General features: G+C 46.0%; 18 protein-coding genes and 1 riboswitch. Of the genes, 12 read left to right on the top strand and 6 right to left on the bottom strand.

The genetic code is table 11. The features are described 5' to 3' along the window. Positions 1–351: 351 nt before the first annotated feature. Positions 352–1,485: a glycosyl hydrolase family 18 protein gene (locus tag C0033_RS10015; protein ID WP_103227728.1), complete on the top strand. Its 1,134-nt coding sequence runs from the start codon at positions 352–354 to the stop codon at positions 1,483–1,485. 65 nt (positions 1,486–1,550) lie between these two features. Here C0033_RS10015 and C0033_RS10020 read toward each other — a convergent pair whose 3' ends face one another. Continuing rightward, the gene (locus tag C0033_RS10020) at positions 1,551–1,877 is read right to left on the bottom strand and encodes a cupin domain-containing protein (protein ID WP_103227729.1); all 327 of its coding nucleotides are present in this window, start codon (positions 1,875–1,877) and stop codon (positions 1,551–1,553) included. Positions 1,878–2,360: 483 nt separating this feature from the next. Here C0033_RS10020 and C0033_RS10025 point away from each other — a divergent pair, with 483 nt between their 5' ends. Beyond that, complete coding sequence (locus C0033_RS10025) at positions 2,361–4,706, top strand: substrate-binding domain-containing protein (RefSeq protein WP_103227730.1); 2,346 nt, start codon at positions 2,361–2,363, stop codon at positions 4,704–4,706. A 47-nt stretch (positions 4,707–4,753) separates the two neighbouring features. On the opposite strand, the gene C0033_RS10030 is transcribed toward C0033_RS10025, so the two are convergent. From C0033_RS10030 to C0033_RS10045, 4 genes are read right to left on the bottom strand one after another with little or no spacing between them, the layout of a single operon-like run. Next, positions 4,754–5,470: an energy-coupling factor transporter transmembrane component T gene (locus C0033_RS10030; RefSeq protein WP_103227731.1), complete on the bottom strand. Its 717-nt coding sequence runs from the start codon at positions 5,468–5,470 to the stop codon at positions 4,754–4,756. Then, on the bottom strand, positions 5,464–6,936 hold the full coding sequence (locus C0033_RS10035) for an ABC transporter ATP-binding protein (RefSeq protein WP_180994666.1): 1,473 nt from the start codon (positions 6,934–6,936) through the stop codon (positions 5,464–5,466). Before C0033_RS10035 ends, C0033_RS10030 begins: the two co-directional genes overlap by 7 nt. Continuing rightward, positions 6,926–7,528 carry an ECF transporter S component gene (locus C0033_RS10040; protein WP_103227733.1) on the bottom strand — a complete coding sequence of 201 codons (603 nt, stop codon included), beginning with the start codon at positions 7,526–7,528 and terminating at the stop codon, positions 6,926–6,928. Before C0033_RS10040 ends, C0033_RS10035 begins: the two co-directional genes overlap by 11 nt. A 17-nt stretch (positions 7,529–7,545) precedes the next feature. Further along, on the bottom strand, positions 7,546–8,172 hold the full coding sequence (locus C0033_RS10045) for a YkoF family thiamine/hydroxymethylpyrimidine-binding protein (protein WP_103227734.1): 627 nt from the start codon (positions 8,170–8,172) through the stop codon (positions 7,546–7,548). 57 nt (positions 8,173–8,229) lie between these two features. Then, a riboswitch (TPP riboswitch) is annotated at positions 8,230–8,326 on the bottom strand. 277 nt (positions 8,327–8,603) lie between these two features. Here C0033_RS10045 and C0033_RS10050 point away from each other — a divergent pair. Together C0033_RS10050 and C0033_RS10055 are read left to right on the top strand one after the other, a co-directional pair. Then, entirely contained in the window at positions 8,604–9,311 is a 708-nt protein-coding gene (locus C0033_RS10050) for a phosphatase (protein ID WP_103227735.1), read from the top strand. Positions 9,312–9,417: 106 nt separating this feature from the next. Then, positions 9,418–11,244 (top strand): diguanylate cyclase, encoded by a 1,827-nt coding sequence (locus C0033_RS10055; protein ID WP_103227736.1) that lies wholly within the window; start codon positions 9,418–9,420, stop codon positions 11,242–11,244. On the opposite strand, the gene sfsA is transcribed toward C0033_RS10055, so the two are convergent. Next, positions 11,219–11,926 carry a DNA/RNA nuclease SfsA gene (sfsA, locus tag C0033_RS10060; protein WP_103227737.1) on the bottom strand — a complete coding sequence of 236 codons (708 nt, stop codon included), beginning with the start codon at positions 11,924–11,926 and terminating at the stop codon, positions 11,219–11,221. The two genes, C0033_RS10055 and sfsA, sit on opposite strands and share 26 nt — an antisense overlap. A 117-nt stretch (positions 11,927–12,043) precedes the next feature. On the opposite strand from sfsA, the gene C0033_RS10065 reads away from it, so the two are divergent. The 8 genes from C0033_RS10065 (at position 12,044) to C0033_RS10100 (ending at position 23,786) form a co-directional block, all read left to right on the top strand. After that, a complete protein-coding gene (locus C0033_RS10065; protein WP_103227738.1) occupies positions 12,044–12,850 on the top strand; it encodes an alpha/beta hydrolase in 807 nt (268 codons plus the stop codon). A 129-nt stretch (positions 12,851–12,979) separates the two neighbouring features. Further along, positions 12,980–15,244, top strand: coding sequence for a helix-turn-helix domain-containing protein (locus tag C0033_RS10070; RefSeq protein ID WP_180994667.1), 2,265 nt, complete (start codon positions 12,980–12,982; stop codon positions 15,242–15,244). 147 nt (positions 15,245–15,391) lie between these two features. Continuing rightward, the gene (locus C0033_RS10075; RefSeq protein WP_103227740.1) at positions 15,392–17,059 is read left to right on the top strand and encodes an extracellular solute-binding protein; all 1,668 of its coding nucleotides are present in this window, start codon (positions 15,392–15,394) and stop codon (positions 17,057–17,059) included. A 108-nt stretch (positions 17,060–17,167) separates the two neighbouring features. Beyond that, entirely contained in the window at positions 17,168–18,091 is a 924-nt protein-coding gene (locus tag C0033_RS10080) for an ABC transporter permease subunit (protein ID WP_103227741.1), read from the top strand. An 11-nt stretch (positions 18,092–18,102) separates the two neighbouring features. Then, complete coding sequence (locus C0033_RS10085; RefSeq protein WP_103227742.1) at positions 18,103–18,984, top strand: carbohydrate ABC transporter permease; 882 nt, start codon at positions 18,103–18,105, stop codon at positions 18,982–18,984. An 18-nt stretch (positions 18,985–19,002) separates the two neighbouring features. Next, positions 19,003–20,115 carry a glycoside hydrolase family 88 protein gene (locus tag C0033_RS10090; protein WP_103227743.1) on the top strand — a complete coding sequence of 371 codons (1,113 nt, stop codon included), beginning with the start codon at positions 19,003–19,005 and terminating at the stop codon, positions 20,113–20,115. After that, positions 20,109–21,875 carry a hypothetical protein gene (locus tag C0033_RS10095; RefSeq protein ID WP_103227744.1) on the top strand — a complete coding sequence of 589 codons (1,767 nt, stop codon included), beginning with the start codon at positions 20,109–20,111 and terminating at the stop codon, positions 21,873–21,875. Before C0033_RS10090 ends, C0033_RS10095 begins: the two co-directional genes overlap by 7 nt. 21 nt (positions 21,876–21,896) lie before the next feature. Next, a complete protein-coding gene (locus tag C0033_RS10100; protein ID WP_103227745.1) occupies positions 21,897–23,786 on the top strand; it encodes a DUF2264 domain-containing protein in 1,890 nt (629 codons plus the stop codon). Positions 23,787–23,841: the final 55 nt, after the last annotated feature.

The raw sequence follows: 23,841 nt of genomic DNA on the forward strand, positions 1-23,841 counted from the left end.
TGGAAGCATGGCAACATGTGGAGCTGACTGTTACTAATCGGTCGAGGGCTTAACCAAGTTGGTTTAGGTAAGAAAGAGGAAAGCGGCAGAAGCCGTAACGGATGGAAGGTAGAGATACCAATAGATATGATTCAGTGTGTGGTTTTGAGGGTACATATTTAATTCTTAATTAGATATGGTTGTGAAGAGATGAAGATTCCTGGGAACAGGGATCTTTTTTTACATCAAGGGTGAAGGCTTTTTCAAAAATGCCTTCACCCTTGATGTAAAAAGGTTCCCTTTTTCAGATATCGTAACCGGTAAGAGGTGAATAACATATAATATAAGCAATATGGTTCATGAGGTGCCGGAATGGAGATATATGTAGTTAAACGCGGTGATAATGTGGATTCCATTGCAGAAGGCTTTGGAATTCCTGTGGAAACTCTGATTATGGACAATCAAATAGCATATCCTTATCGTCTGGCTGTTGGTCAGGCGATTTTAATTACTGATAATCCTAATTCAGAAGAGAAACCATTTCTGTATATAAATGGATATGCTTATCCATTTATTAATTCGGATACATTGGATACGACTCTTTCATTTCTTACAGATCTTTCTATCTTTTCCTATGGTTTTACGACGGAAGGCAATTTGATTCCGCCGCCGCTTGATGATGAATGGATGGTAAAAAGAGCAAGAGAAGCAGGCGTCCGTCCTATTCTGACTTTGACGCCTCTAGGGGAAGATGGGAGATTTAACAATAATTTGATTTCTATTTTGGTACAGAATCCGGAGGTACAGGAACGCCTGATATGGGAACTGGGGCGGACCGTATTTGAGAAGAAATTCGGCGGCGTGGATGTGGATTTTGAATATGTTTTAGCGGAAGATGGGGAAAAGTTTGCGGGATTTGTTAAGCGGTTGACGCAGGTGATGAATATGTTTGGATATCAGGTGTCGGCGGCTCTTGCGCCTAAAACATCTGAGAATCAAAAAGGGGTATTGTATGAAGGGATTGATTATCGGCTTTTGGGAGAAGCGGCGAACAGGGTTTTATTAATGACTTATGAGTGGGGGTATACATACGGCCCTCCCATGGCTGTAGCCCCAATCAACATGGTGCGCCGTGTGGTAGAATATGCACTGACCAAAATACCAAAGGAAAAAATCAGTCTCGGAATACCAAACTACGGATATGACTGGCCGCTGCCATTTGTCAGGGGAGTGACAAAAGCTACGACAATCAGTAACAAGGAAGCAGTGCAGATCGCCATTGACCATGGCGCTACGATCTATTTTGATGAGACGGCCATGTCCCCGTACTTCTATTATTGGCAGTATGGAATTCAACACGAGGTATGGTTTGAAGATGTACGAAGCATGAAGGCAAAATTTGATTTGATAAAAGAGTATGGACTTTCTGGTGCGGGATATTGGCAGATTATGCAATTATTTTTGGCTAATTGGCTTTTGCTGGAGGATACATTTACGATTCTTTGATAAATGGTGGTATAAAAAATGCAGAGTCTCTTTGGCTCTGCATTTCATAAATTTCTTTATTTCTTTTAATCCAATATAATTAATGCCATAAAAACCAAATCGGTATTTCCTGTATTTATCAGGCCGTGTCCGCTTCCGGAAGGGGTGAAGGTTACATCACCTGCCTGCACTTGGCGGACAATACCGTTATCATCGTAATCTCCGGTGCCGGATAATATGTAATAGGTTTCGCTTTCTCCATGATGTTCATGATATCCAAGGGAGCATCCGGGTTCGATTGTTACTTCAGCGTAAAGTCCGCATTTTCCATTTAGTTCTTTTTCGCCTAAGATGTGGTTGATAATTACATGGCCGGCGCCGCCGCACATATTTTCAATCTTTTCTGTTTTCATAAGAGATTCCTCACATTCTATGTTTTAGTTATACTGCCAATAGCTAGATATTCTGACTGGTGAAAAACAAAAGAGTTTCTGACGGGCTTCAGCCATTAGAAACTTTTACTGTTCAATGGTGCCAATATAGCATGTTTTTTTGTTAGAAACAAGTATTTAGGAGGAAAACTTTGTAAACATTAGTGAAGGGTGGCTGTGGGCAGCGAAATTCATGATTATTTATTGTTCTGTAAAGTGATTGTTAGCTGAACAATTTACATCAAGGGTGAAGGCATTTTCGAAAATGCCTTCACCCTTCACTTTGAAATATGGTATTCTGTCGCCTCAATCCCGCATTTCGTCCTCTCTTTCCCCAAACCTTACTCAATAGTAATAAAATAGTAATCAACAAATCATCTAAAATCCAGTATAATTAAATTAACCAATAAACCTGTATAGCGATCAATAGGAATCCGCCGAATTATCAGGAAATGGAGGGGAATTATGAGAAAAAAAAGTTTACTATTACCGCTGCTTCTATCCGTCATGCTGGCCACCACCACATCATGCCAGTCTAAGAATCCGGAATCATCTCAGATGGCCACAACAGAGACTACAGAAAAAGCGAAGGAGACCTTTTCGCAGGAAGAGAGTGAAAACGCTGAGACGGTAGAGACGACAGAGCAGCCTGCAGCCCGGGAACCCATTTTAGGAGTACCGGTTATGAGCAGGGAAGACTACCCGAAAGTAGATGGATCTACGGCTACGCTGCCGTTGTCCCAGGCACTATACCGGTTGGCTACCGGCGCTTCCAAACCGGAGGCGGAAAGCGATATCGTGCACAGCAAAACCACCAATGCTTATAAGAATCTGATTTATGGAAACAGTGATTTGGTAATCGCTTATGAGCCGGCGGACAGTATTTATGAGGAAGAAAAAACTCAGAATGTGGAACTGGATATCCGTCCGGTGGGCAAGGATGCCCTTGTGTTTTTGTGCAATGAAGGAAATCCGGTTAAGTCTTTAAGCCAGCAGCAGCTGGTGGACATCTATTCCGGAAAGATTACGAAATGGTCTGAGGTGGGAGGCGCGAAGAAGGGGATTATGGCTTTCCAGCGCCCTTCCGGTTCAGGAAGCCAGACTTTGATGAAAAATCTGGTTATGAAAGAGGTGGGGATGGCAGAAGCCCCTGTTGAAATGTTTGCCACCGAGATGGGGGAACTGATTGAAGAGCTTGCGCGGTATAATAATGAAGAGAATGCCCTTGGATATTCCGTCTATTATTATGTTCATAATATGTATAATCTGCCGGGGCTTCACCTGATGGAAGTGGATCAGGTCATGCCGGATAACGATTCTATAAGGAATGGGACCTACCCTTATGTGAATGAATTTTATGTGGCGGTCAGAAAGGATGAACCCAAGGATTCCAATGCTTACCGCCTGTTTCAGTGGATGACCAGCGATGATGGACAGACTTTTGTGGAAAGCATGGGGTACGTTGCGTCAAAAGAAGTGAAAGAGACAGTAACGCTTTTTGCCGAAGACAATGACGGGCAGACGAAAACGCTTGACATCGGAGAAAATCAAAAACTGGTTGTTCAGGCAGATGTAATAGGAAACGAAACAGGAAACCTTATTATTGATAAAGATTTAAATTATGTAAATGAGAAAAAGAGTTACACGTATGCTGATCAATATATCGACTTAAAAGAAGTGAACCAGCCTGTTATTGCCGCGGATAATGAAAGTAATATGGTAGGGGTAATAAAATTTGGCGTGGATGAGTGGATCATTTCACCCGAATATCATACTGTGGAAGAGTGGAACGATTATTATGGAACGGTGTTGTGGGGATCGAACGGGGATTTGACTGAACGGATTTTTAGTAAAGACGGCGAAATGGTATTTGAGATCCAACAGGGGAGGTTGGAGTATACAGATGATTATATATGGCATTTCAATCACAACAATACAGTTCTGAAGATATATGATAAGCACCTAACGCTTCTAAATACAATCGATTTCACACCGTATGGAACACCTCAATATTATTCCAATTGCGAAAAAACAGGGATTATGCAGTTAAATGAGGGTGGGTTTGTGATGTGGAGTGAAGATGGAAACGACTTTTTTGACTGCCGCAGTATGAATACCGATTTGGGAAAACCGTGTGCATTGGGAAATAAATGGGCTGCCTTTAATCAGAATTGGTCTTGCTTTATCTATGACAGGGAGAAAAAGCAGGTGATATTCGGAGAGAATGAGGAAGTAACATGTGACAGATCTACATTGTCCTTCACTGTTAAATCAGATGGAAAAACCCGCATTTATGATACAAATGGAGAGGTGATGAAAAATTCTGATGGAATCGAGTACTCCATACAGGCAGGAGACGGGTATTTTGGATATTTGGACGACGGACAGATTATTATGGAGAAGGAAAGCAGTGGAGAAAAATATACATTAAAAGGCCGGTTTTATGAGGACAGTACGGTGGATGTGGTGACGAATCATGTGTTTTTAGCCCAATCACATCCTCAAATGTATAAGACAGAGACGGAAAACGATAACAGATGTTATCTGTACAATGGAGAACGGAAATTGATGGAACAGGATTCTCTTTCTTATCGTATATCGGCGGTGCCTGTGGTAACGGATGGTTATCGGCATGATAAAATCGCTTTTAACGACGAAGGGGAGATCCTGTACGTTTCTTCTGAAAATGAAACCATTCACCTGGCAACCCCAAGTGTGGTAGTGGTCACCAGAGGAAATTATCTCTGTATTCTGGATGCGAGAGGAGAATGTGTGCTCAAATTCCTGTATAGTAACATGGAGGATGATTAAAGCCGGAGCAGGGATAAGAAAAGACCGCTGCATAAAGGCAGCGGCTCTTATAAAAACAAAAATAAGATTACAATCATGGCTGTGAACAGGATAAAGAAGCACAGATCATACCAGCGAACCGACATTTGAATGGAATAGGTGCGGTTTGTGCTGCCGTCAAATCCTTTGGATTCCATGGCCATGGCTACATGTTCCGACCAGTGCATTGTGTTCACCAGCATGGAAAAGATGGGCTTGAAGGACAGCGGCGATATGCGGCAGCCCTTTACCTTATAGGCCATGCGGATGGACGCATATTCCCTTTGGATGGTGGGCAGCAGGTGGTAGGCGGCCAGAACCCCATATGCGAACTTGGGGGAAAGGCGGCATTGCTGCATCAGGCTATAGATGAATTCCTCCGCGTCCGTAGTCAGGGCAAACAGCATGCCTAAAAATGCATAGGCATAGATGCGCAGGGCCAGCTGGACTGCATTATAAAAGGAAGAGATGGAATAGGACATCACTCCGAAGTTCAGGGAACCGGAAGCGTGTTCTGCCATACTTCCATTGGTGTGCATGAGGGCGGCGAAAAAAAGGCTGGCGGCGGCCAGGGTGGCCGGAATCAGGATTTTTAATATGGAAGTAATGCGCGCCTTTGAAACCAGCAAAAGCATTAGGCACACGCCGATTATGATGCTGTTTAAAAGGGCCGAATAGCTGAAGGAGATCAAAAGAGCGCCGATCAGCACGGTGGCCGCCTTTATGGAAGGATTGATCTTTAACATGGTTTCAGCTCCTTTTCCTGTATGGTATAAGTGACGTCGGCGCAGGCTGCGGCCAGGTTTAAATCATGGGTGGAGAAAATGATGCAAAGCCCCTGATCCCTGGCTTTCTGCCGCAGCTGTTCCATGATCGTACGGGTGGAGCGGTCGTCCTGGCCATAGGTGGGTTCGTCTAAAAGCAGGATTTTCTGCTCTCCGCAGAGCACCGACAGCACGGCTAAACGCCGCTGCTGGCCCTGGCTCAGCATGTATGGGGAGTATCTGCGGTATTCCCACAGGCCGTATTGGGAAAGAAGCTCCTTGGCCCGCATCTGTTTTTGGTCTGCGTTCAGGCCGGGACACCAGATAGTCAGGTTTTCCATGACCTCATCCAGAACATTGGTTGTTGTAAACTGCTGGGATGGATTTTGAAATACAATTCCAATCATTTGAAACAAATCTTTTTCTCTTATTTTCCGCAGGTCTTTCCCATTTATGAGAATCGTTCCATCATAAGGGCGCTGTTTTAAAAGCGTGTGAAAAAGAGTGGTCTTTCCGGCACCGGAGGAGCCGGTTAAGGCGGTTATCTGACCGTATTCAAAGCTGAGAGAGCAGTTGGTAAGAAGGGCAGGACCCTTCTTTTCCGAACGGATGGAGACCCGGTTCAACACGACGGCAGTGCCCTTGGGCGGAGTTTTTTCCGCTGACGGATATTGGCGGCCCGGGAAGAAGACTCCTTGGGAAAGAAAAAGGTCTTCATATTGTGCCAGTGTATCCGGGGTAATTCCTCGTTTTAGGATCTGCCCGCCTTTTCCAACCAGAATAAATTCATCGGCGGCTTCGAGCCAGTGGTCTAACTGATGGTCGATGGCGATGATTGTGGTGTTATGGGCGGCATTTTGAGCTTTTAGCATCCTGACGATCTCAGAGGAGGAATCGGGATCGATGTTGGCGAAGGGTTCGTCCAGCAGAATTCCCTGAGAGTCCAGGGCCAGAAGGCAGCAGAGAGCGGCTTTTTGCTTTTCGCCGCCGGACAGAGACGCGAAACGGCGGTCTAAAAGCGGCCCGATGGATAGGTCTTTAGCAAAGGATTCTATGCGGGAATCCATCTGTTCTGCGAGAAATGAGATATTTTCCAGACAGAAGCGCAGTTCTTTTCTTAGGGTGTCCATACAGAACTGGAGATCCGGGTTCTGAAACATCAGGGTCAGAAAGCGGCTTCTTTGGGCAGGGGAAAGCAAAGCGGCATCCTGGCCGCACAGGCGGACGGTTCCGCTTAAAAGTTCTCCTGCATTTTCCGGGTAGAGCCCGGCGCAAACAGCGGCCATGGTACTTTTTCCACAGCCGCTGCTTCCGATGATGACAGTAATGGTTCCGGGATGGATCACAAGAGAGGCATCCTCCAGGATATTGTGTTTTGCTAATTCGAAATAGCGAAATGTTACATGTTCAGCCGATAAAAATTCCACTGTTTTTCCTCTATTCTTCATCCAGATCCAATGATTTTTGTCCCAACGCATATCCTTTTAAAACTCCGGCTTTGGTCAGCGCGTCGCCTAACAATTTGCAGCCGATTCCGCAGAATAAGACGGAACTGATTAAGCGTATTACGAAAATTGAAATCACCAGTTTAGGATCTAAGGTCCAGTAGGCGTACCGGAGTCCGGTCCATAAGAAGCTGAGAACGGTACAGCCTACGGCCGCGATTGTGGTGGTGGCATATGTAAACTTTTTGTAGCCGAACATTCCGAATCCGATTTCGGCTCCGATGCCCTGTATGAATCCGCTTACGAAGATGATGGGGCCGTAGAAGTTGCCCATAAGCACTTCCAATAAGGCGGCCAGCATCTCCGCTACCACGCCTACACCGGGTTTCTGGATTACATAGGAAGTGAATACGGCGGCCATGAACCAGACGCCGAATACGGGTTCATTACCCAGAATCCCCAGGCCGGCAGGCGTTAAAAGGGCGGTCAGATAAGAGCCAATGTAGACAGTTCCAAGATAGACAACGCCAAAAAGCATGGCGGTGATGGCAACCATTAAGATATCTTTTAATTTCCAGGCATTTGTTTTTTTCATTGTATTATCTCCAGTAATTATTTTGTAGGGCTGTTGACGGAAAGGGTGGCTTCAAATACATAATGGCTGAGATTTTCCGCACAATAGGTATTGACATAATCAAAATACGCAAACAGATCCTGGACATCACATTCCAGAACGGTAACGTAGTGGGTGGAGCCTGCGTAAATGCCTTGATCGATGGCGTAGTTTACAATGTGGGCAATGTGTTCCATATAATTGGAAACGCCCATTGGATAAAGGGATATCTTGCAGAGCACAGGAAAGTGAATGTCTTTGGTGGACGGAGCATTGATCAGGATATCATCTTCGGCCAGATAGGATTCTGCATCCGTGTCGCCGGGACAGCCTTTGGAAAATGTGGTTTCCATGGTCATATGCACATCCGGATCATAGGCGTGCACAAAACATGCTTTTACCGCGTCCAGAACGTGAATGCGTTTGCCGCGGTACAGGGTGGAATGCTTCTCCGTGTTGGCCCATACTTTAGAAGTATCCACTTTTTGAATTGCTCCCAGGATGATGTCGATGTAGCGGTCGCTCATAGGCGCCAGAGTAAAACGGCATCCGGTGATGTCCTTGGATGCACCGCAGGTGCCGGCGCAGCAGGAACCGTAACTAACGTGATTTTGAATTTCAGACATAAAAAAAGACCTCCTTCGTAATATAAATATACAAAGAGACCTGAAGGTATTATCTATGGAAAAGTATTTGTTCACTCCCTACGCTGGCATTATCCAGATCAGGTAATGGGTAAGTAAAAACTTTCTCAGCCGTACGGCACCCCAGGAATCTCAAGTAATATAATAGCAGACAATGGGGAAGATAGCAAGACTCTTAATATAAGAGATCGCGTGATATGTAACAGTTCAGCCTTCCGCTACCTGAGCGGGCTCCGTCTGTTTCCATGATATTTAAGAAAGAAGGGGGCTTCCAAGTTTGTCCGGAACAGTTTATACTAAAGGAAGATGGAAATACGGGATTCCATTTTGACTGTTTATTCGGACAGCCATAATGAATATGAGCCGGGAGAACAGGTGAAATTAATCCTGCCGGCGTGACAGGAGAGAAAAAGATGAAACCATTATTTGATCTGCATACGCACACGACAGCCAGCGGCCATGCGTTTGGAACGCTGAAGGAGAATATTGAAGAAGCCGCCAAAAAAGGGCTTGCGGCGATGGGAACTTCGGATCACAGCAAGAATATGCCGGGAACTTGTGATCCCATATATTTTGGCAATTATAAAGTGGTCAGGGATGAGATATTCGGAGTGCGCATTTATACGGGAATGGAAGCCAATATTATAGGATATGACGGCCGCATAGATATGAGCGACGGAACGCTTAAAAAGATGGATTATGTGATCGCCAGCCTGCACATTCCCTGTATTAAGCCGGGCACGCCAAAGGAGAACACGGATGCGCTGATCGGAGCTATGAAGAATCCTTATGTCAAGATCATCGGACATCCGGACGATGACCGTTATCCTCTTGAATATGAGCGCCTTGTAGCGGCGGCCAAGGAGCAGGAGATCGCTTTGGAGGTCAATAATTCCTCTCTGCGTCCCAATGCTTCCCGGCAGAATGCGGATCATAATCTGAAAATCATGCTCGAATATGCCAGAAAGCTGGAGGTCCGGGTTATCATGGGCAGCGACGCCCATATCTGGTATGATGTGGGAAATCTGGAGTTCAGCAGAAAATTGCTGGAAGACCTGGATTATCCGGAGCATCTGATTCTGAATTACAAGTTGGAAGGCTTAAAATACGTATTGAATTGAGTTGTAATTCATCTGTCTTTATATTATACTTTAGTTACAAAATCATCGGATATAACATGTAATATATCAGAGATAAGATAGAAGTATAAGACAAGAGGTGAATTCTATGCTGAAAAAGTACAGATATGCAAAAAATCCATTTGCAGTATCTATACTTTGCCTTATTATCCTCAGCGTAATTGTGGATTTAGTTTTTATCCAGTATGGCAAACGGATCGACCGGGAATTTCAGCATTTGGAAGAGGAGAATCTGACTGCATATGCTGTTACCCAAAGCCAGCAGGTTGAATCGAAAATTTCAGAATTATTAGGGCGTATGAAGGCAACCGGAAGGCTTCTGGTCTCTTCCGGCCTGAATCCGGAAGGAGAGTGGTTTGCCGCATATCTAAAAGACGTCAGCGAGCTGGCAGATTATCAGGTAACTTATGTGTCCATGGACAGCCTGAGAGAGCAGATGAATCTTCCTGGAATAGAATCGAGGGAATTTGAGATCCTGGAAAAGCTGGAGAAAGGTGAATCGGTTCTGTCGGATCTGCGGTATTCCAACCGGCTACAGGGTTATTACTTTGCCGTGGCGGAACCGGTAATCAAAGATGGAAAAACCATCGGGGCGCTGCGGTGTGTGATGAGGGCGGATGCTCTGACCGACGATAACGCGGATCATGTGATGCATGAGACTTACAAACAATATATTGTTTCAGGAGATGGAACGGTGCTGTACAGCGACGTGGAAGAGGAGGCGATTGGGAAAAACCTGCTCACCGATCTGAAAGCTGACGGGCTTTCAGGGGACGTTCTGAATCAGATTTATACGGCGCTCGGGCAAGATGGTGATTTATCGGTCAAGATATCTATTCCGGGACATAAGATTTTTTATATTACCACGACTGCCATCGGATATAAGTCGTGGAATATCGTGAAATTTGCGTATACGGATAAAGTGAATGTTACATCCAGAAAGATGATGAAATACACGGTATACATCACCATAATGGTGATCGGTTTAATAGTAATCGCCTGTGCGGTGGTGTTCGGACTGATTTATTCCCATAAAAAGCGGGTGTTGATGGAACGGGCCAGATATCAGACGTTGGCAAGCTTTTTCGATATTATTATATTTGAATACAGGGTTAAAGAAGATTATATGGAATTTTCTTCTAATGTCTTCGATTTTTTCCCAATCAGTGATAATTGTGTGGAAGGGCTCAGCAAACATGAGTTTGAGGTTCTCCATCCTGACGATATAAAACTGTTGTTCCGGTATTTTGAACGGGCACAAAAGACCAGGATGCCTCAGAAATGGGAGATGCGTTTCAGAAACAGAGAAGATCTGTATTTCTGGGGAGAGTGCAGGTGCCAGGCTGTCGACGACGGCAGATGCCTGATCGGCACCATCATCGACATCAGCGACCGTAAGGAAAAGGAGCTGGATCTTTTAAAGAAGACTAACAGCGATCCTATGACAGGAATTCTCAATAAAAAGGCGATAGAGATCGCTGTGGATGACATGATTAAAAAGCAGGGCGAAGGATTTTTATTCATGATCGATATCGACAATTTCAAGCTTGTAAATGACACATACGGGCATGGAGTCGGGGATTCCCTGTTAATTCAGGTTGCGGAAGTGCTCCGCAATATTTTCCGCGAGCATGATCCTGTGGCCCGGGTGGGAGGAGATGAATTCATCGCCTATATGTCCGATACCCGGAATCCTGATATCGCCATGCTGAAAGTGAATATGTTCTTCAGTAAATTAGAGGAGATCAGCAAAGGCAATGAGTATGAGATAACCGTCAGCATCGGTATTGCAACATGCCCGTCGGACGGCAGCAGCTTCCGGGAACTGTATGAGAAGGCTGACCAGGCCATGTACCGGGCGAAAAAAGCCGGAAAACACGGTTATGCCTTTACTTGCCGGGATCAGGAAGACTGACTTTTACCGGTTGGTCTAAAGCGATGGAATCGGCTGTGATGATGCAGTCATAGGCCATCACCTTTACCCCTGAACGGGATACGTCGTTCAGCGCCTCGCCAAAAGCGGGATGGGTGGCCATGTTGGGTTCAAAGCTACGGATTCCTTTCATCTGAATAACGAATAAAACAGATGCCGCATAGCCTTCTTGTGCGGCATGTTTTAATTCCAGAAGATGTTTGATTCCCCTCTCAGTGGGGGCGTCCGGGAACCTGGCGATGCCGTTATCCTCCAGGGTAACCCCTTTTACTTCCATAAAAGAGGGAATGCCCGCCTTTTTAAACGCCAGGTCAAACCGGGAATTGCCAAAGGTCACTTCCCGGCGCAGATCAGACACACCGGATTTTCCTGCCAGCCACTCGAAAGCCGCCTGGTTGGGAGCCTGGGAATCCATATTGATTAGAACCGGCCCGTTTTGGGTCTCTTTTTTTACTCCGATCAGAGAATATTCCGTTTTCCTTCCAAGTGCGGCGGCGTCGGGATGGTATTCCAGGAAAACCTGTACTCCGGGTATGAGAAGCTCCCGGCAGCGGCCGGTATTTTTAACATGACAGGTGACTTCTTTACCATCTGTCAGGACGCGGGCGATAAAACGGTTTGGCCTTTCTAAAAAATGGCCTTGTACAATATGTTCGTATTTCATAGATACCTCAATTCTGCCTTTTCAGACATCCTGTATTTAATAAATTTTGTTTTAATCATTATCAGTATATCAGATATTTCATATAATAATATAATGAAAAATTCAAAGCAGGTATTTATGTTCTATATTGATTCAGCAGACGGAGTGAAGATAGCAGTTTACGATTACAACCCATGCGGTAATAAAACCGTATTTTTGGTGCACGGATGGCCTTTATCCCATAAGATTTACGAATATCAGATCGGGCCCATGGTGGAGTGCGGCTATCGGGTGGTAGCCATCGATTTAAGGGGATTTGGGCAGTCGGATGCGCCGGCCTGCGGATACGGATTTGACCAAATGGCGGATGATATCTATAAAGTGGTCACCTGCATGAAATTATCCTGCTTTACGCTGGTTGGATTTTCCATGGGCGGAGCCGTCGTTTTGCGCTATATGAGGCGCCACTGCGGCCATGGGGTGAGAAAACTGATTCTCTTATCTGCGGCCGCGCCCAGCTGGACCCAGCGCCAGGGGTTCCCGTACGGATTGTCGGTGGATTATGTAAATCAGCTGATCTGCCAGGCGTCCACGGACCGCCCTCAATTGGCCTATGATTTCAGCCATAAACAGCTGTTTGCCAGCCCCCACAGCGAGGCGGTTAAAAACTGGTTTGAGGATATCGCGCTGTCGGCTTCGGGAATCGGAACCGTAAAAAGCGCATATGCTCTGAGGGATGAGGACGGAAGGGCGGATTTAAATTGTGTGAAAGTGCCGACTGTGATCATACATGGGGAAAAAGACCAGGTCGTTTCCAATGAGCTTGCCATGATCCAGCACCGCTATATCAGGAATTCCAAAATGTATCAGCTGGAAAATTCGGGGCATGGAATCATGTATGATGAGCTGGAACGGTTTAATCAGATTTTTTTGAATTCGTTATAGGGTTGACAAGGGGATTCCATTTATCATATGATTAAACAGTAGAAAACGCCGCTGGAAACAACTGATGCCAGTTGTTCCCAGCGGTGTTTTCCTATTAGAATCATAAATCGTATGGGGAGGTTGGGTATGATGAAAAAATCAAAAGTATATGTCCGGATGCTTTTATCCTATTTGGTGATTTTACTGATTCCCATGCTGTTGGGATTTTTAATTTACATAGTCACATTGGATGTGATAAAAGGCCAGTCGGCCAGGATGAATGATAATATGCTGGAGATGGTTCAAAGGGAGATCGACCAGAAAATCGAGGAGATCAGCAAGATTTCCAGCCGCCTTGCCATGGACACAAAAGTGCAGAAGGCGTCCAGGGTAAAGGGAAAATTCGAAACTTCGGACCAGATCATGCTGTATGATATTTTTAAAAATTTGAGCAATTTAAGCGTCTCTGAGAACTTTATCAGCGACGTTTTTATCTATTTTAAAAATACGAAGGTAATATCCAGCATCGGCGGAAATATGTCGGCAGAGCTCTATTACCGCCTGTATTATGAGAATGGGGAATATCCGCTGGAGGATTTTGAAGCTTATATGGGACAGCCCCATTATTCGGACAGCCTTGTGATACAGAAGAAAAACGGCGAAAAGCTCCTTTTGTTTACCATGAGTGATTTGGGGATAGATATCAGGGACGCTTCGGCCACTGTCTGTATAGCCGTGAAATTCTCCGAGATTGAGAAAATACTGGGCTCTATGGAATGGAATGACCAGATGGATATCTTTATGATCAATGATAAGGATGAAATCATCGGAACCGTGGCGGCAGAACGGGGGGATACGTTTCGATATGAGAATCTTCCCGTAATATCCGGGATGGGAAAACAGGTGATTGACAATGAACAGATTCTGTCCGTGCGCCAGTCGGAAATGACAGGGTGGAAGTACGTTACGCTGGTCCCTGTTTCTGTTCTGGAAAAGGACATTCAGCATGTAAAACAGATCGCAATGCTGGGGGTATTTGTCTGTCTGATTGTGGGATTTTTCATTTCCCATTATCTGACCAGGAAAAACTACAATCCGATTCAGTCTATAATGGAAGTCTTCAAGCGGTACAGCAATGATGAGATGAAAGAGGGAGAGAATGAATACCAGTGGCTGAACGAGCAGGCCAACCGGTTCTTTAAGGACCAGGTGGACGCCAAGCGGCTTTTGCGGCTCAACCAGAAGAACCTGAAGGAATATTACCTGTCCCAGCTTCTGCATTATGAATATGACGGGAACTTAAAGGATCTGACCCAATATGGGATTCATCTGGCCGGAGCTTACAATCAGGTGATTTTGCTGAAGTTTAAAGACGGAAGCGAAGCCGTGGAAAAAAGCTATGAAGCGAGCGCCCAGGAAAATGCCCTCCGTAAATTCATTTTACAAAATATATTGGAGGAGACGCTGCTTAATTATTACCAGGTGGAGCTGGTGGAGATGGGAGAAAATGTGGCGGCCATCGTCAACCGGCCGGAATATGATGAAAACCATACCGTTCTGCGGGAAAATATTGAGAACGTCCAGCAGATCACCCAGGATCAGTTCGGATTTTCCTTCTGCGCCCTGATCGGTCCGGTCTGCCATGGACTTGGCGGAGTGCACACTTCCTGGCAGCAGGCGCTGGAACTGGAAAGCTATATCAACCTTTTGGACACTGATTTGGTCAGCTTTGATGAGGTGAAGGATATACAGCCCCAGTACCGGTATTCCGTGGAAGCGGAGCAGAGGATTATCAATGCCATTAAGGCAGGGGATGCGGAATCGGCTAAGAAGAATATGGATCTTGTATTTCAGGAGAATTTTAGCGGAAAGGTATCCACCAGCGTCTGCAGGTGCCTGATCTTCGATATGATAGGAACTCTGTTAAAAGGAGCCAATGCAGGCGGCTATCTGAATGCGGTGAGGGACCTGGATTTTAACCAGGGCTTTAATGTAAAACAGCCGATTCCTGAATTAAAGAACCGGTTCTATGAATCGGTGGACCTGATCTGTGAAAAGATCGCGGAAGAGAAGAAGAAGACGGACGGGGACAATTTCTTCAGTCAAAAGGTGGAGGCGTATATCCAGGAAAATTATAAAAATCCGGATTTGAATATCTCCATAACCGGGCAGCAGTTTAAGATGACGCCAGCTTATTTATCTTCTATTTATAAAAAACAGACCGGAAAGAGCCTTTTGGATTACATTAATTCCGTCAGAATCGATCATGCGGAAAAACTGCTGATGGAAGGCTATACCGTGATTGAGGCCGGACAGATGACCGGTTTTGGGGACAGCGGAACATTTATCCGCGTATTTAAGAAGAAAAAAGGGATTACTCCGGGCCAATTAAAGAAACAAATCACCAATTTTTAAATTTTTGCCTATTGATTTTAGAAAATGCAAATTGCAGGTTGAGTTTTTGCCCATGCAGTTTGCATTTTTTCTATATCTTTTTAGAGAGACAGAAGGTATTCTTGAAGTGTGAAGCAAAACAAAATGATAAAGGAGGAGTAAGTGATAATGAAGAAAAGATGGTTATCATTATTCGTAGCGGCAGCAACTGTTATGACAACAGTTACCGGCTGCGGCGGAGGTGCAAAACAGGAGCCTGCGGCAACATCGGCAGCGGCTTCACAGGAGGCATCAAAAGAAACGACAACAGGAGCGTCAGGAGAAACAGCTGCGGCAGCGGAGTTTTCCTATCCTATGGCAGCGGGGGATAAACTGTCATACTGGGCAGAACTTCAGGGAACTGTAAGTCCAAACTATTCAAACCTTGGAGAGACACCGTTTGCAAAAGCCTGGACCGGAGCAACCGGAGTGGAGATTGAATTCATGCATCCGCCGGCAGGACAGCAGAAAGAACAGTTCAGCTTGATTCTGGCTGACGGAAACCTTCCTGATATGATGGAATATAACTGGATCAACGATTATCCGGGCGGCCCGGAAAAGGCAATTAAAGATGGAATTATCATCCCATTAAATGATGTATTTGAGCAGTACTGCCCGAACATCACCAAATACCTGGCTGAGAACCCTGATATTGATAAGATGATAAAGACGGATGATGGACACTACTATGTATTCCCATTTATCCGCGGCGATTCAAAACTGTGCAACACCATCGGACCAATGCTGAGAAAGGACTGGCTGGATGAACTGAATCTGGAAGTTCCTACCACAATTGATGAGTGGCACGATGTTTTAACCGCATTTAAAGAGAAAAAAGGTTCAACAGCTCCATGGTGTCCTGAGTACACAAGAAATGACTTTAAGGACAACGATCCTTTTGCATATGCATACAACACCTGCAGAAGCTTTTATGTAGGCGATGACAACAAGATCTATTTCGGTGCAGTGGAAGAAAACTACAAAGAATATCTGAAGACCATGGCACAGTGGTACTCCGAAGGGCTGATTGACCCTGATCTGGCAACTCTCCAGTTTGACCAGGTAAATGCCAAGATGTCAAACGGAACAGCCGGAGCATCTTTAGGTTTTGCCGGAAGCCGTATGGGCGCATGGATCAATGCAGGCATTACTTCCGAACCGGATTACATGCTGGTAGCTGCTCCATATCCTACCCTGGAAAAAGGTGCGCAGCCTGAGTTCGGACAGATCGATAATCAGTACACAGGCCCTGCAAGCGTTGCGATCACAACTTCCTGCAAAGACGTAGAGCGCGCTGCAAGACTTCTTGACTACGCTTACGGTGAAGAAGGACACATCCTGTTCAACTTCGGCGTGGAAGGCGAATCCTACACCATGGTTGACGGCAACCCGATCTACACAGACTGGATCTTAAAGAACCCTGACGGATGGCCAGTATCACAGGCGATGAGCGCTTACATCCGCGGCAACTACAATGGACCGTTTGTTCAGGATCTTCGTTACCTGACACAGTACTATACTATCGACGCCCAGAAAGAAACTCCAAATGTATGGGGCGCAACCAATGCCAGAAAGCATAAAGTTCCTCCGATTACGCCAACTTCTGAAGAAAGTAAAGAATACTCTACAATTATGAACGAGATCAATACTTATCGTGATGAAATGGCTCTGAAATTTATCTTTGGAACAGAAAGCCTGGACAAATTTGATGAGTATGTAAAGAATATTGAAAATATGGGATTGAGCCGTGCTCTGGAAATCCAGAATGCAGCATTAGAACGCTACAATGCCCGTTAGATAAGACTGCCGGTTTCCTCATAAAAACCTATCTGATGGTGAAACACAGATAATGTGGAAACCGGCATTTTTCAGCCCGTAGGAAAGTATAACCATTTGGAGGTAAGTATGAATCAGAAAAAGGATTTTGCAAGCCGGGTGAAAAAGGACTGGCAGAGGAACCGCGCTCTGTACGCCATCGTTATACCCGTGCTTTTATTTTATATCTTGTTCCATTACAAACCCATGTATGGAGCGATTATCGCATTTAAGGATTATACACCGGCTCTCGGCGTGGCAAAAAGCCCGTGGGTAGGTTTTGATAACTTTATCCGTTTCTTTAACAGCGTTTATTTTGTCCGGCTCATAAGAAATACGGTGTTACTGAGCTTATATAACCTGCTCTTTGGATTCCCGGCTCCTATTATCCTGGCGCTTTTATTAAATGAGGTGAGAAATAAAAAGTTCAAAAGTCTCACTCAGACGGTTACCTATCTGCCTCACTTCATTTCCATGATCGTGGTTACCGGTATGCTGACAAACTTCTGTATGACCAGCGGATTATTCAATGATATTATCGTTTTGCTGGGAGGCGAAAGAAGCCCTCTGTTACAGGACCCTAAACTCTACAGAACCATCTATGTGGCATCGAGTATCTGGCAGGAAGTGGGCTGGGGCTCCATCATCTATCTGTCGGCACTGGCAGGGGTGGACAGCCAGCTTTATGAAGCGGCTCAGATCGACGGCGCGGGTAAATGGAAACAGATGATCAATGTAACGCTTCCGGCCATCACCCCCACCATTATCATCATGCTCATCTTAAAAATCGGTTCTCTGATGAATATGGGATATGAGAAGACAATCCTGTTATACAATGCGTCTACCTATGAAACGGCGGATATCATCTCATCCTATATTTACAGAATCGGTCTTTTGGAACAGGACTGGAGCTATTCTACTGCAATCGGTCTTTTTAACTCGGTAATTAACTTTGCGCTGCTGATATTTGCCAATAAGATATCCAAGCGCTACAGTGAAACAAGTCTTTGGTAGGAGGAACCGGAATGAAAGTAAAGAGATCAAGAGGAGAACGGGTATTTTCCGTATTCAATTACATTTTTCTTACCATCGTTATCATCGTATGCTTCTATCCGGTCTGGTATGTGGCCATGGCCTCATTAAGCAACAGCAATTTGCTGACCCAGCATACGGGGCTTTTGATAAAGCCTTTGGGAGTGAGCGTGGAAGCATATAAAAAGGTTTTTAAGAATCCTATGATTCTCCGCGGTTATGGGAACACAATGTTTATTTTAATCATCGGTGTTACGCTGGATCTGATTATGACTTCGTTAGGAGCTTATTTCCTTTCCAGAAAGAACGTGATGTTTAAAAAGGCAATCATGCTGCTGATTATTTTCACCATGTTCTTTTCCGGCGGTATGATCCCGTTTTATCTGAATATGAAAGACCTTCATCTGACAAACAGCCTGTGGGGACTGATTATTCCGTTCCTTGTAAATACGTATAACCTGGTTATTTTGAGGACGTCATTTGAGAGCATTCCTGAAAGTCTGATCGAAGCGGCCAAGATCGACGGGGCGGGGCATCTGAAAATCTTAGCCAGCATTGTGGTTCCGTTATCCAAGGCCATGCTTGCGGTTATGGTTCTCTATTACGGAGTTGGAATCTGGAATGCGTGGTTCTGGGCGTCAGCTACCATCCGTACCAGAGAGATGTATCCTCTTCAGGTTATTTTGAGGGAAATTCTGATGCAGAACGACGTTTCTTCCATGACTACCGGAGTGGGAATGATCGATTCGGAGTCTGTGGGTATGTCAATTAAATATGCTACCATTATGGTTGCTACCGTACCGATTTTATGTGTTTATCCATTTTTACAGAAACATTTTACCCAGGGAACTATGGTTGGAGCAGTGAAAGAATAACAGACAGGAGATTGGGATATGGATCTTAAAATTCAGGAAATTATTGAAAAAATAGATAAAAAGCTTCAGGCGGAATGTATCAGGCTGGGGGATCAGATTCCCTATATGGCAAAAGAAGGAAAGTATCTGGAGGACATGAGGAAGGAGAAGCTCTCCTGGTGGACCAACGGATTTTTTGCAGGAATGAACTGGCAGATGTATCATTGTACGGGAAATCCGCTGTACATGGAGACCGCCAGAAAGACGGAACAGGAGCTGGATGAGGCGCTGCGCCTCTATGTGGGGCTTCATCACGACGTGGGATTTCAGTTTTTACATACCGCGGTTGCGGATTACCGGCTGACCGGAAATGAAGAATCAAAGGTGAGAGGACTTCATGCGGCAAACCTTCTGGCGGGACGTTTTAACCCGATCGGAAATTACATCCGGGCGTGGAACCGGGGACTTCCGGGATGGATGATCGTCGACTGCCTCATGAACATTCCGCTGTTATATTGGGCGGCAGAAGAGGAACAGGACCCGAGATATTCCTACATCGCCGACCAGCATGCCCATACGGCGCTGGAATATATGCAGAGGGGAGACGGTTCCTGCAATCATATTCTGGTGTTTGACCCGTCTACCGGCGAAATCGTGGAACGTCCCGGCGGACAGGGGTATGGAGAAGGATCTTCCTGGTCAAGAGGCCAGTCCTGGGCAATCTACGGCTTTGCGCTGGCTTATTTGCACACGAAAAAGCCGGAATATTTAGACGGCGCGAAGAGGGCGGCTCATTACTTTATCTCCAATATTGCGCTTACGGATTATGTGTCTTTAGTCGACTTCAGAGCCCCGAAAGAGCCTGTTTACTGGGATACTTCGGCCACAGCCTGCGCGGCCTGCGGACTGCTTCAGATCGCAGAACTGGTGCCTGAACTGGAAAAACCTCTTTATTATGAAAGCGCGGTGAAAATGCTTGCCGCCCTGGAAGAAAAACACTGTGACTGGAACCCGGAAAATGACGGAATTCTGTTAAACGGAACGGGCACATACGGAAAGCTGGAAGATACCCATGTTTCCCTGATCTACGGAGATTATTTCTTTGTGGAGGGAATCTTGCGTCTGGCGGATAAAGGGTTTATGATATGGTAGAAGAGTCTTATTATGAGCTGTTAAAAAACTGGTGCGACGGCCTTTTAAAATACCAGCTCCATCTGCCGGGACAGAAGCGGTTTGACGGAGCGCTTTTATGCCCGGCCTGCACGGTGATTCACGGCAGATGCCACGATGCCGTCTATCCGTTATTATATATGGCGGACGTTACCGGCGAAGACAAGTATAAAGAAGCGGCTCTCCGGCTGTTTGACTGGGGAGAGAATATGGTCTGCGACGACGGCAGCTTTTACAATGACGCCCAAAGCGAATGGAACGGCATCACCGTATTCGGTGTAATCAGCATTTACGATTCCCTGAACAAACACGGTCATCTGCTGGACGACGGGACGAAGATCAGGTTTGAGGAGAGAATGCGCCGCGGAGCGGAGTGGATTTACCGTGTTTTAACGCCGGATTATGTGACCAATATCAACTATCATGCGACGGCGTCGGCGGCCATGGCTTTGGCCGGAAATTATTTTAATATTCCTGAGTATTTGAACCGGGCGAGGGAACTGGCCCGCTCCTGTGTGGATCATATTACAGAGGACGGATTTTTATACGGGGAAGGCCTGCCAAGGGAAGAGAAAACCCCGAGGGGCTGCCGCCCGGTGGACATCGGATATAATGTGGAAGAGTCTGCGCCCGCACTGCTGACCTATGCGAGAGAGTTGAATGACAACGAGGTGCTTGACCGGGTTAAAAAGCTGTTGATGAGCCAGCTGGATTTCATGATGCCGGACGGGGCATGGGACAACAGTTTCGGCAGCAGAAATTTCAAATGGACGTATTGGGGCAGCAGGACTTCCGACGGAAGCCAGCTGGCCTATGGAACCTGGGGAAAGGAAGAGCCGGTCTTTGCAGAAGCGGCCTACCGGAATCTGGAATTGTACCGGTCCTGTACACATGACGGCCTCTTATATGGAGGGCCGGATTATCTGACGCATGGGGAAGAACCGTGCATCCACCATACGTTTTGCCATGCAAAAGCGCTGGCTGCTGTATTGGACAGCCAGATTTTTGAAACAGAACGGGTGGAACTGCCGTCGGAACATGCAGAACCGGTGAAATATTATCCTACTGTGGATACCTATAAACTGTCGTTCGGGGGATTTTTGTCCACGTTAACAGGATATGACTTTGAATATATGAAGGGCGGCCACGCTTCCGGCGGATGCGTCACCCTGTTATGGCATAAAAAAGCGGGGCCTATTTTAGCCTCTTCCATGACCTCTTACAGTTTGAAAGAAGTTCACAATATGCAGCTGAGCCTGAAAAAGGCGGAGCACCAGCCTCTTACCATGCGGGTGGAGATGGAAGAGGATGAAACGGTGTATTCCCAATTCTTTGATTTCCGGTCACAGATTCAGGTGGAACAGAAAGAAGAGGAAATCTGCGCGGATGTGAAGGCTGAGCTGGTGGATATTGACCATAGATCAGCCCGTCATCCGGTGTACTGCCGTCTCATCTATAGATGGAATGAGGGCGGCTTTTCGGTGGAAGGGCGGACCGAAGGGGATGAGGGCAGAAAAGCCCGTCTGATTATTCCTGTAATCGGGCGTCATAAAGACGGATATGAGATGGATGGAAATAGGATAGGCTTTAAAAAAGAGGGCTGTACTGTGACGGTTCAGACGGAGAACGAAACCGGAAAGCCGGAACCGGTATTTTTCTTGGCCGGAGGATTTGAGGCGTGGAAGCTGAATGTGATTCCGGATGAACAGGGATTTTTCCGGGTTGTGATAAAGGCAGAATAGGCAGAAGGAGAGGTAATTGGCATGAAACAGCAGACATTTGATAACAGAAATGATGTGGCGGCGGCTTTGCTTGAGATGATACGTCCGCTGAAACCGTTCTACAGTCCGGGCCACGCATGGCTGCATGTCGGAAATACCGGAGTCCATTACGGGGAAAAGTCTTCGAGAATGGAAGGGTTTGCAAGAATCTTATGGGGACTGGGGCCGCTGTGGGCCGGAATGGAAGGCTTGGATCAGGACTTACAGAAGGAAGCCGAGGAATGGCGGGTCTGGTATCTGGAAGGAATCATTCACGGAACCGATCCTCAGAATGAGGAATACTGGGGGGAAGTTAAGGATTACGATCAGAAGATGGTGGAAATGGCCGCATTAGTCACAGCAGTCTGCCTGTCCCCCGATAAATTGTGGGAGCCATTGACAGAAGACCAGAAAGAAAACCTCTATCAATTCCTGGATCAGATCAATAAAAAGGAAGTGCACCCGAATAACTGGAGATATTTCAGGATTTTGGTGAACATGATGTTCCGTCTGCTGGGGCTTCCATGGTCTGAGGAATGCATGAAAAAAGACCGGGAAGTGATTGAAAACTGCTATACCGGAGACGGGTGGTATTACGACGGCAATGCGGGGCAGGTGGATTATTATATCCCGTTTGCAATGCATTATTACGGGCTGATCTATGCTAAAATGATGGAGAAAACGGAGCCTGAGTACTGCAGTGTGCTGAAAAAAAGGTCGGAGGAATTCTCAAAGGATTTTGTTTACTGGTTTTCCAATGACGGCAACGAGATACCTTATGGCCGCAGCCTGACTTACCGGTTTGCACATTCCGCATTCTTTGGCGCATTGGCGTATGCCCAGGCTGAAGGAATCGACTATGGAGTGATGAAGCGTCTGGTATTAAAAAATCTGGAAACATGGCTGAAGAGGCCCATCTTCGATAATTCAGGAGTTTTAACCATCGGCTACGGTTACCCCAACCTCTTTATGAGCGAACGGTACAACGGCCCGGGATCGCCTTACTGGGGATTTAAGGTATTTATCATGCTGGCTCTTCCGGATTCTCATCCGTTTTGGACTTCGAAAGAGAAGGAGTATGAGTTTGAACCTCAGAAACTCCTTTCCCATCCGCATATGCTGGTCTGCCATGAAGACAATGAGCACGTGCTTTCCTATACTGCGGGGCAGCACAGCAGAAATCACGGCCATTGTCCTGAAAAATATGAGAAATTCGTTTATTCCAACCAGTTTGGGTTCAGCGTGGCGAGAGAACCGGGGGTAAAGGAAGGCGCTTTTGACTGTACCTTAGCTGCTGCTTTGGCAGATGATGATTATTACCGTATGAGATACGGCGTGGACGCATTTGAAGTGAATGAGGAAGCGGTGAAGGCGGAATACAGCCTGATGAAGGGCGTTAAAGCAGTGAGCGTAATCATTCCGTGCGGGCCCTGGCATGTCAGAGTCCACAAAATTCAGACGTCTCATGAGATCGACATCATGGACGGAGGATTTTCCATCGAAGCGGATCGAAATTTCCAGGTGGTACAGGGAAAGGAATCGGGAAAATACACCCAGGATCAGATTCACCAGACGGAACATGGAATCTTTGCAGTTCTTCCATGGGGAATCAGCGGCGTTGTGGGTTTAAGCGGAGGCCGGGGGGAAATGATCGACTGCGCGCCTAATACCAATCTGTTCTACAACCTGACGATCCTGCCTGTGATCAGGCAGCGCCTGGAACCGGGCGAACACATCATTATTACCGGTGTATTCGGTGACCGGTCCGGTAATGCGGCAGAAAAGGCGGAAAAGATACCGGAAGTGACGGCAGACGGCGGACAGATCCTCGTAACATGGGGCGGAAAAACGGTTAAAACAAGTTTTTCTATTGAGAATCAGAAAAAGATGTAAATGCTCTCGCAATGGGCATGAAAAAAAGTTATAATAGAATAATACCGTGTTTTTG

It is taken from the genome of Clostridium sp. chh4-2 (genome assembly GCF_002899675.1).
Lineage (GTDB): Bacteria > Bacillota > Clostridia > Lachnospirales > Lachnospiraceae > CHH4-2.

What these genes read in the sequence shown, in the direction of transcription:
- C0033_RS10015 (WP_103227728.1), top strand. Translation starts at nt 352, where the DNA reads ATGGAGATATATGTAGTTAAACGCGGTGATAATGTGGATTCCATTGCA.
- C0033_RS10020 (WP_103227729.1), bottom strand. Translation starts at nt 1,877, where the DNA reads ATGAAAACAGAAAAGATTGAAAATATGTGCGGCGGCGCCGGCCATGTA.
- C0033_RS10025 (WP_103227730.1), top strand. Translation starts at nt 2,361, where the DNA reads ATGAGAAAAAAAAGTTTACTATTACCGCTGCTTCTATCCGTCATGCTG.
- C0033_RS10030 (WP_103227731.1), bottom strand. Translation starts at nt 5,470, where the DNA reads ATGTTAAAGATCAATCCTTCCATAAAGGCGGCCACCGTGCTGATCGGC.
- C0033_RS10035 (WP_180994666.1), bottom strand. Translation starts at nt 6,936, where the DNA reads ATGAAGAATAGAGGAAAAACAGTGGAATTTTTATCGGCTGAACATGTA.
- C0033_RS10040 (WP_103227733.1), bottom strand. Translation starts at nt 7,528, where the DNA reads ATGAAAAAAACAAATGCCTGGAAATTAAAAGATATCTTAATGGTTGCC.
- C0033_RS10045 (WP_103227734.1), bottom strand. Translation starts at nt 8,172, where the DNA reads ATGTCTGAAATTCAAAATCACGTTAGTTACGGTTCCTGCTGCGCCGGC.
- C0033_RS10050 (WP_103227735.1), top strand. Translation starts at nt 8,604, where the DNA reads ATGAAACCATTATTTGATCTGCATACGCACACGACAGCCAGCGGCCAT.
- C0033_RS10055 (WP_103227736.1), top strand. Translation starts at nt 9,418, where the DNA reads ATGCTGAAAAAGTACAGATATGCAAAAAATCCATTTGCAGTATCTATA.
- sfsA (WP_103227737.1), bottom strand. Translation starts at nt 11,926, where the DNA reads ATGAAATACGAACATATTGTACAAGGCCATTTTTTAGAAAGGCCAAAC.
- C0033_RS10065 (WP_103227738.1), top strand. Translation starts at nt 12,044, where the DNA reads ATGTTCTATATTGATTCAGCAGACGGAGTGAAGATAGCAGTTTACGAT.
- C0033_RS10070 (WP_180994667.1), top strand. Translation starts at nt 12,980, where the DNA reads ATGAAAAAATCAAAAGTATATGTCCGGATGCTTTTATCCTATTTGGTG.
- C0033_RS10075 (WP_103227740.1), top strand. Translation starts at nt 15,392, where the DNA reads ATGAAGAAAAGATGGTTATCATTATTCGTAGCGGCAGCAACTGTTATG.
- C0033_RS10080 (WP_103227741.1), top strand. Translation starts at nt 17,168, where the DNA reads ATGAATCAGAAAAAGGATTTTGCAAGCCGGGTGAAAAAGGACTGGCAG.
- C0033_RS10085 (WP_103227742.1), top strand. Translation starts at nt 18,103, where the DNA reads ATGAAAGTAAAGAGATCAAGAGGAGAACGGGTATTTTCCGTATTCAAT.
- C0033_RS10090 (WP_103227743.1), top strand. Translation starts at nt 19,003, where the DNA reads ATGGATCTTAAAATTCAGGAAATTATTGAAAAAATAGATAAAAAGCTT.
- C0033_RS10095 (WP_103227744.1), top strand. Translation starts at nt 20,109, where the DNA reads ATGGTAGAAGAGTCTTATTATGAGCTGTTAAAAAACTGGTGCGACGGC.
- C0033_RS10100 (WP_103227745.1), top strand. Translation starts at nt 21,897, where the DNA reads ATGAAACAGCAGACATTTGATAACAGAAATGATGTGGCGGCGGCTTTG.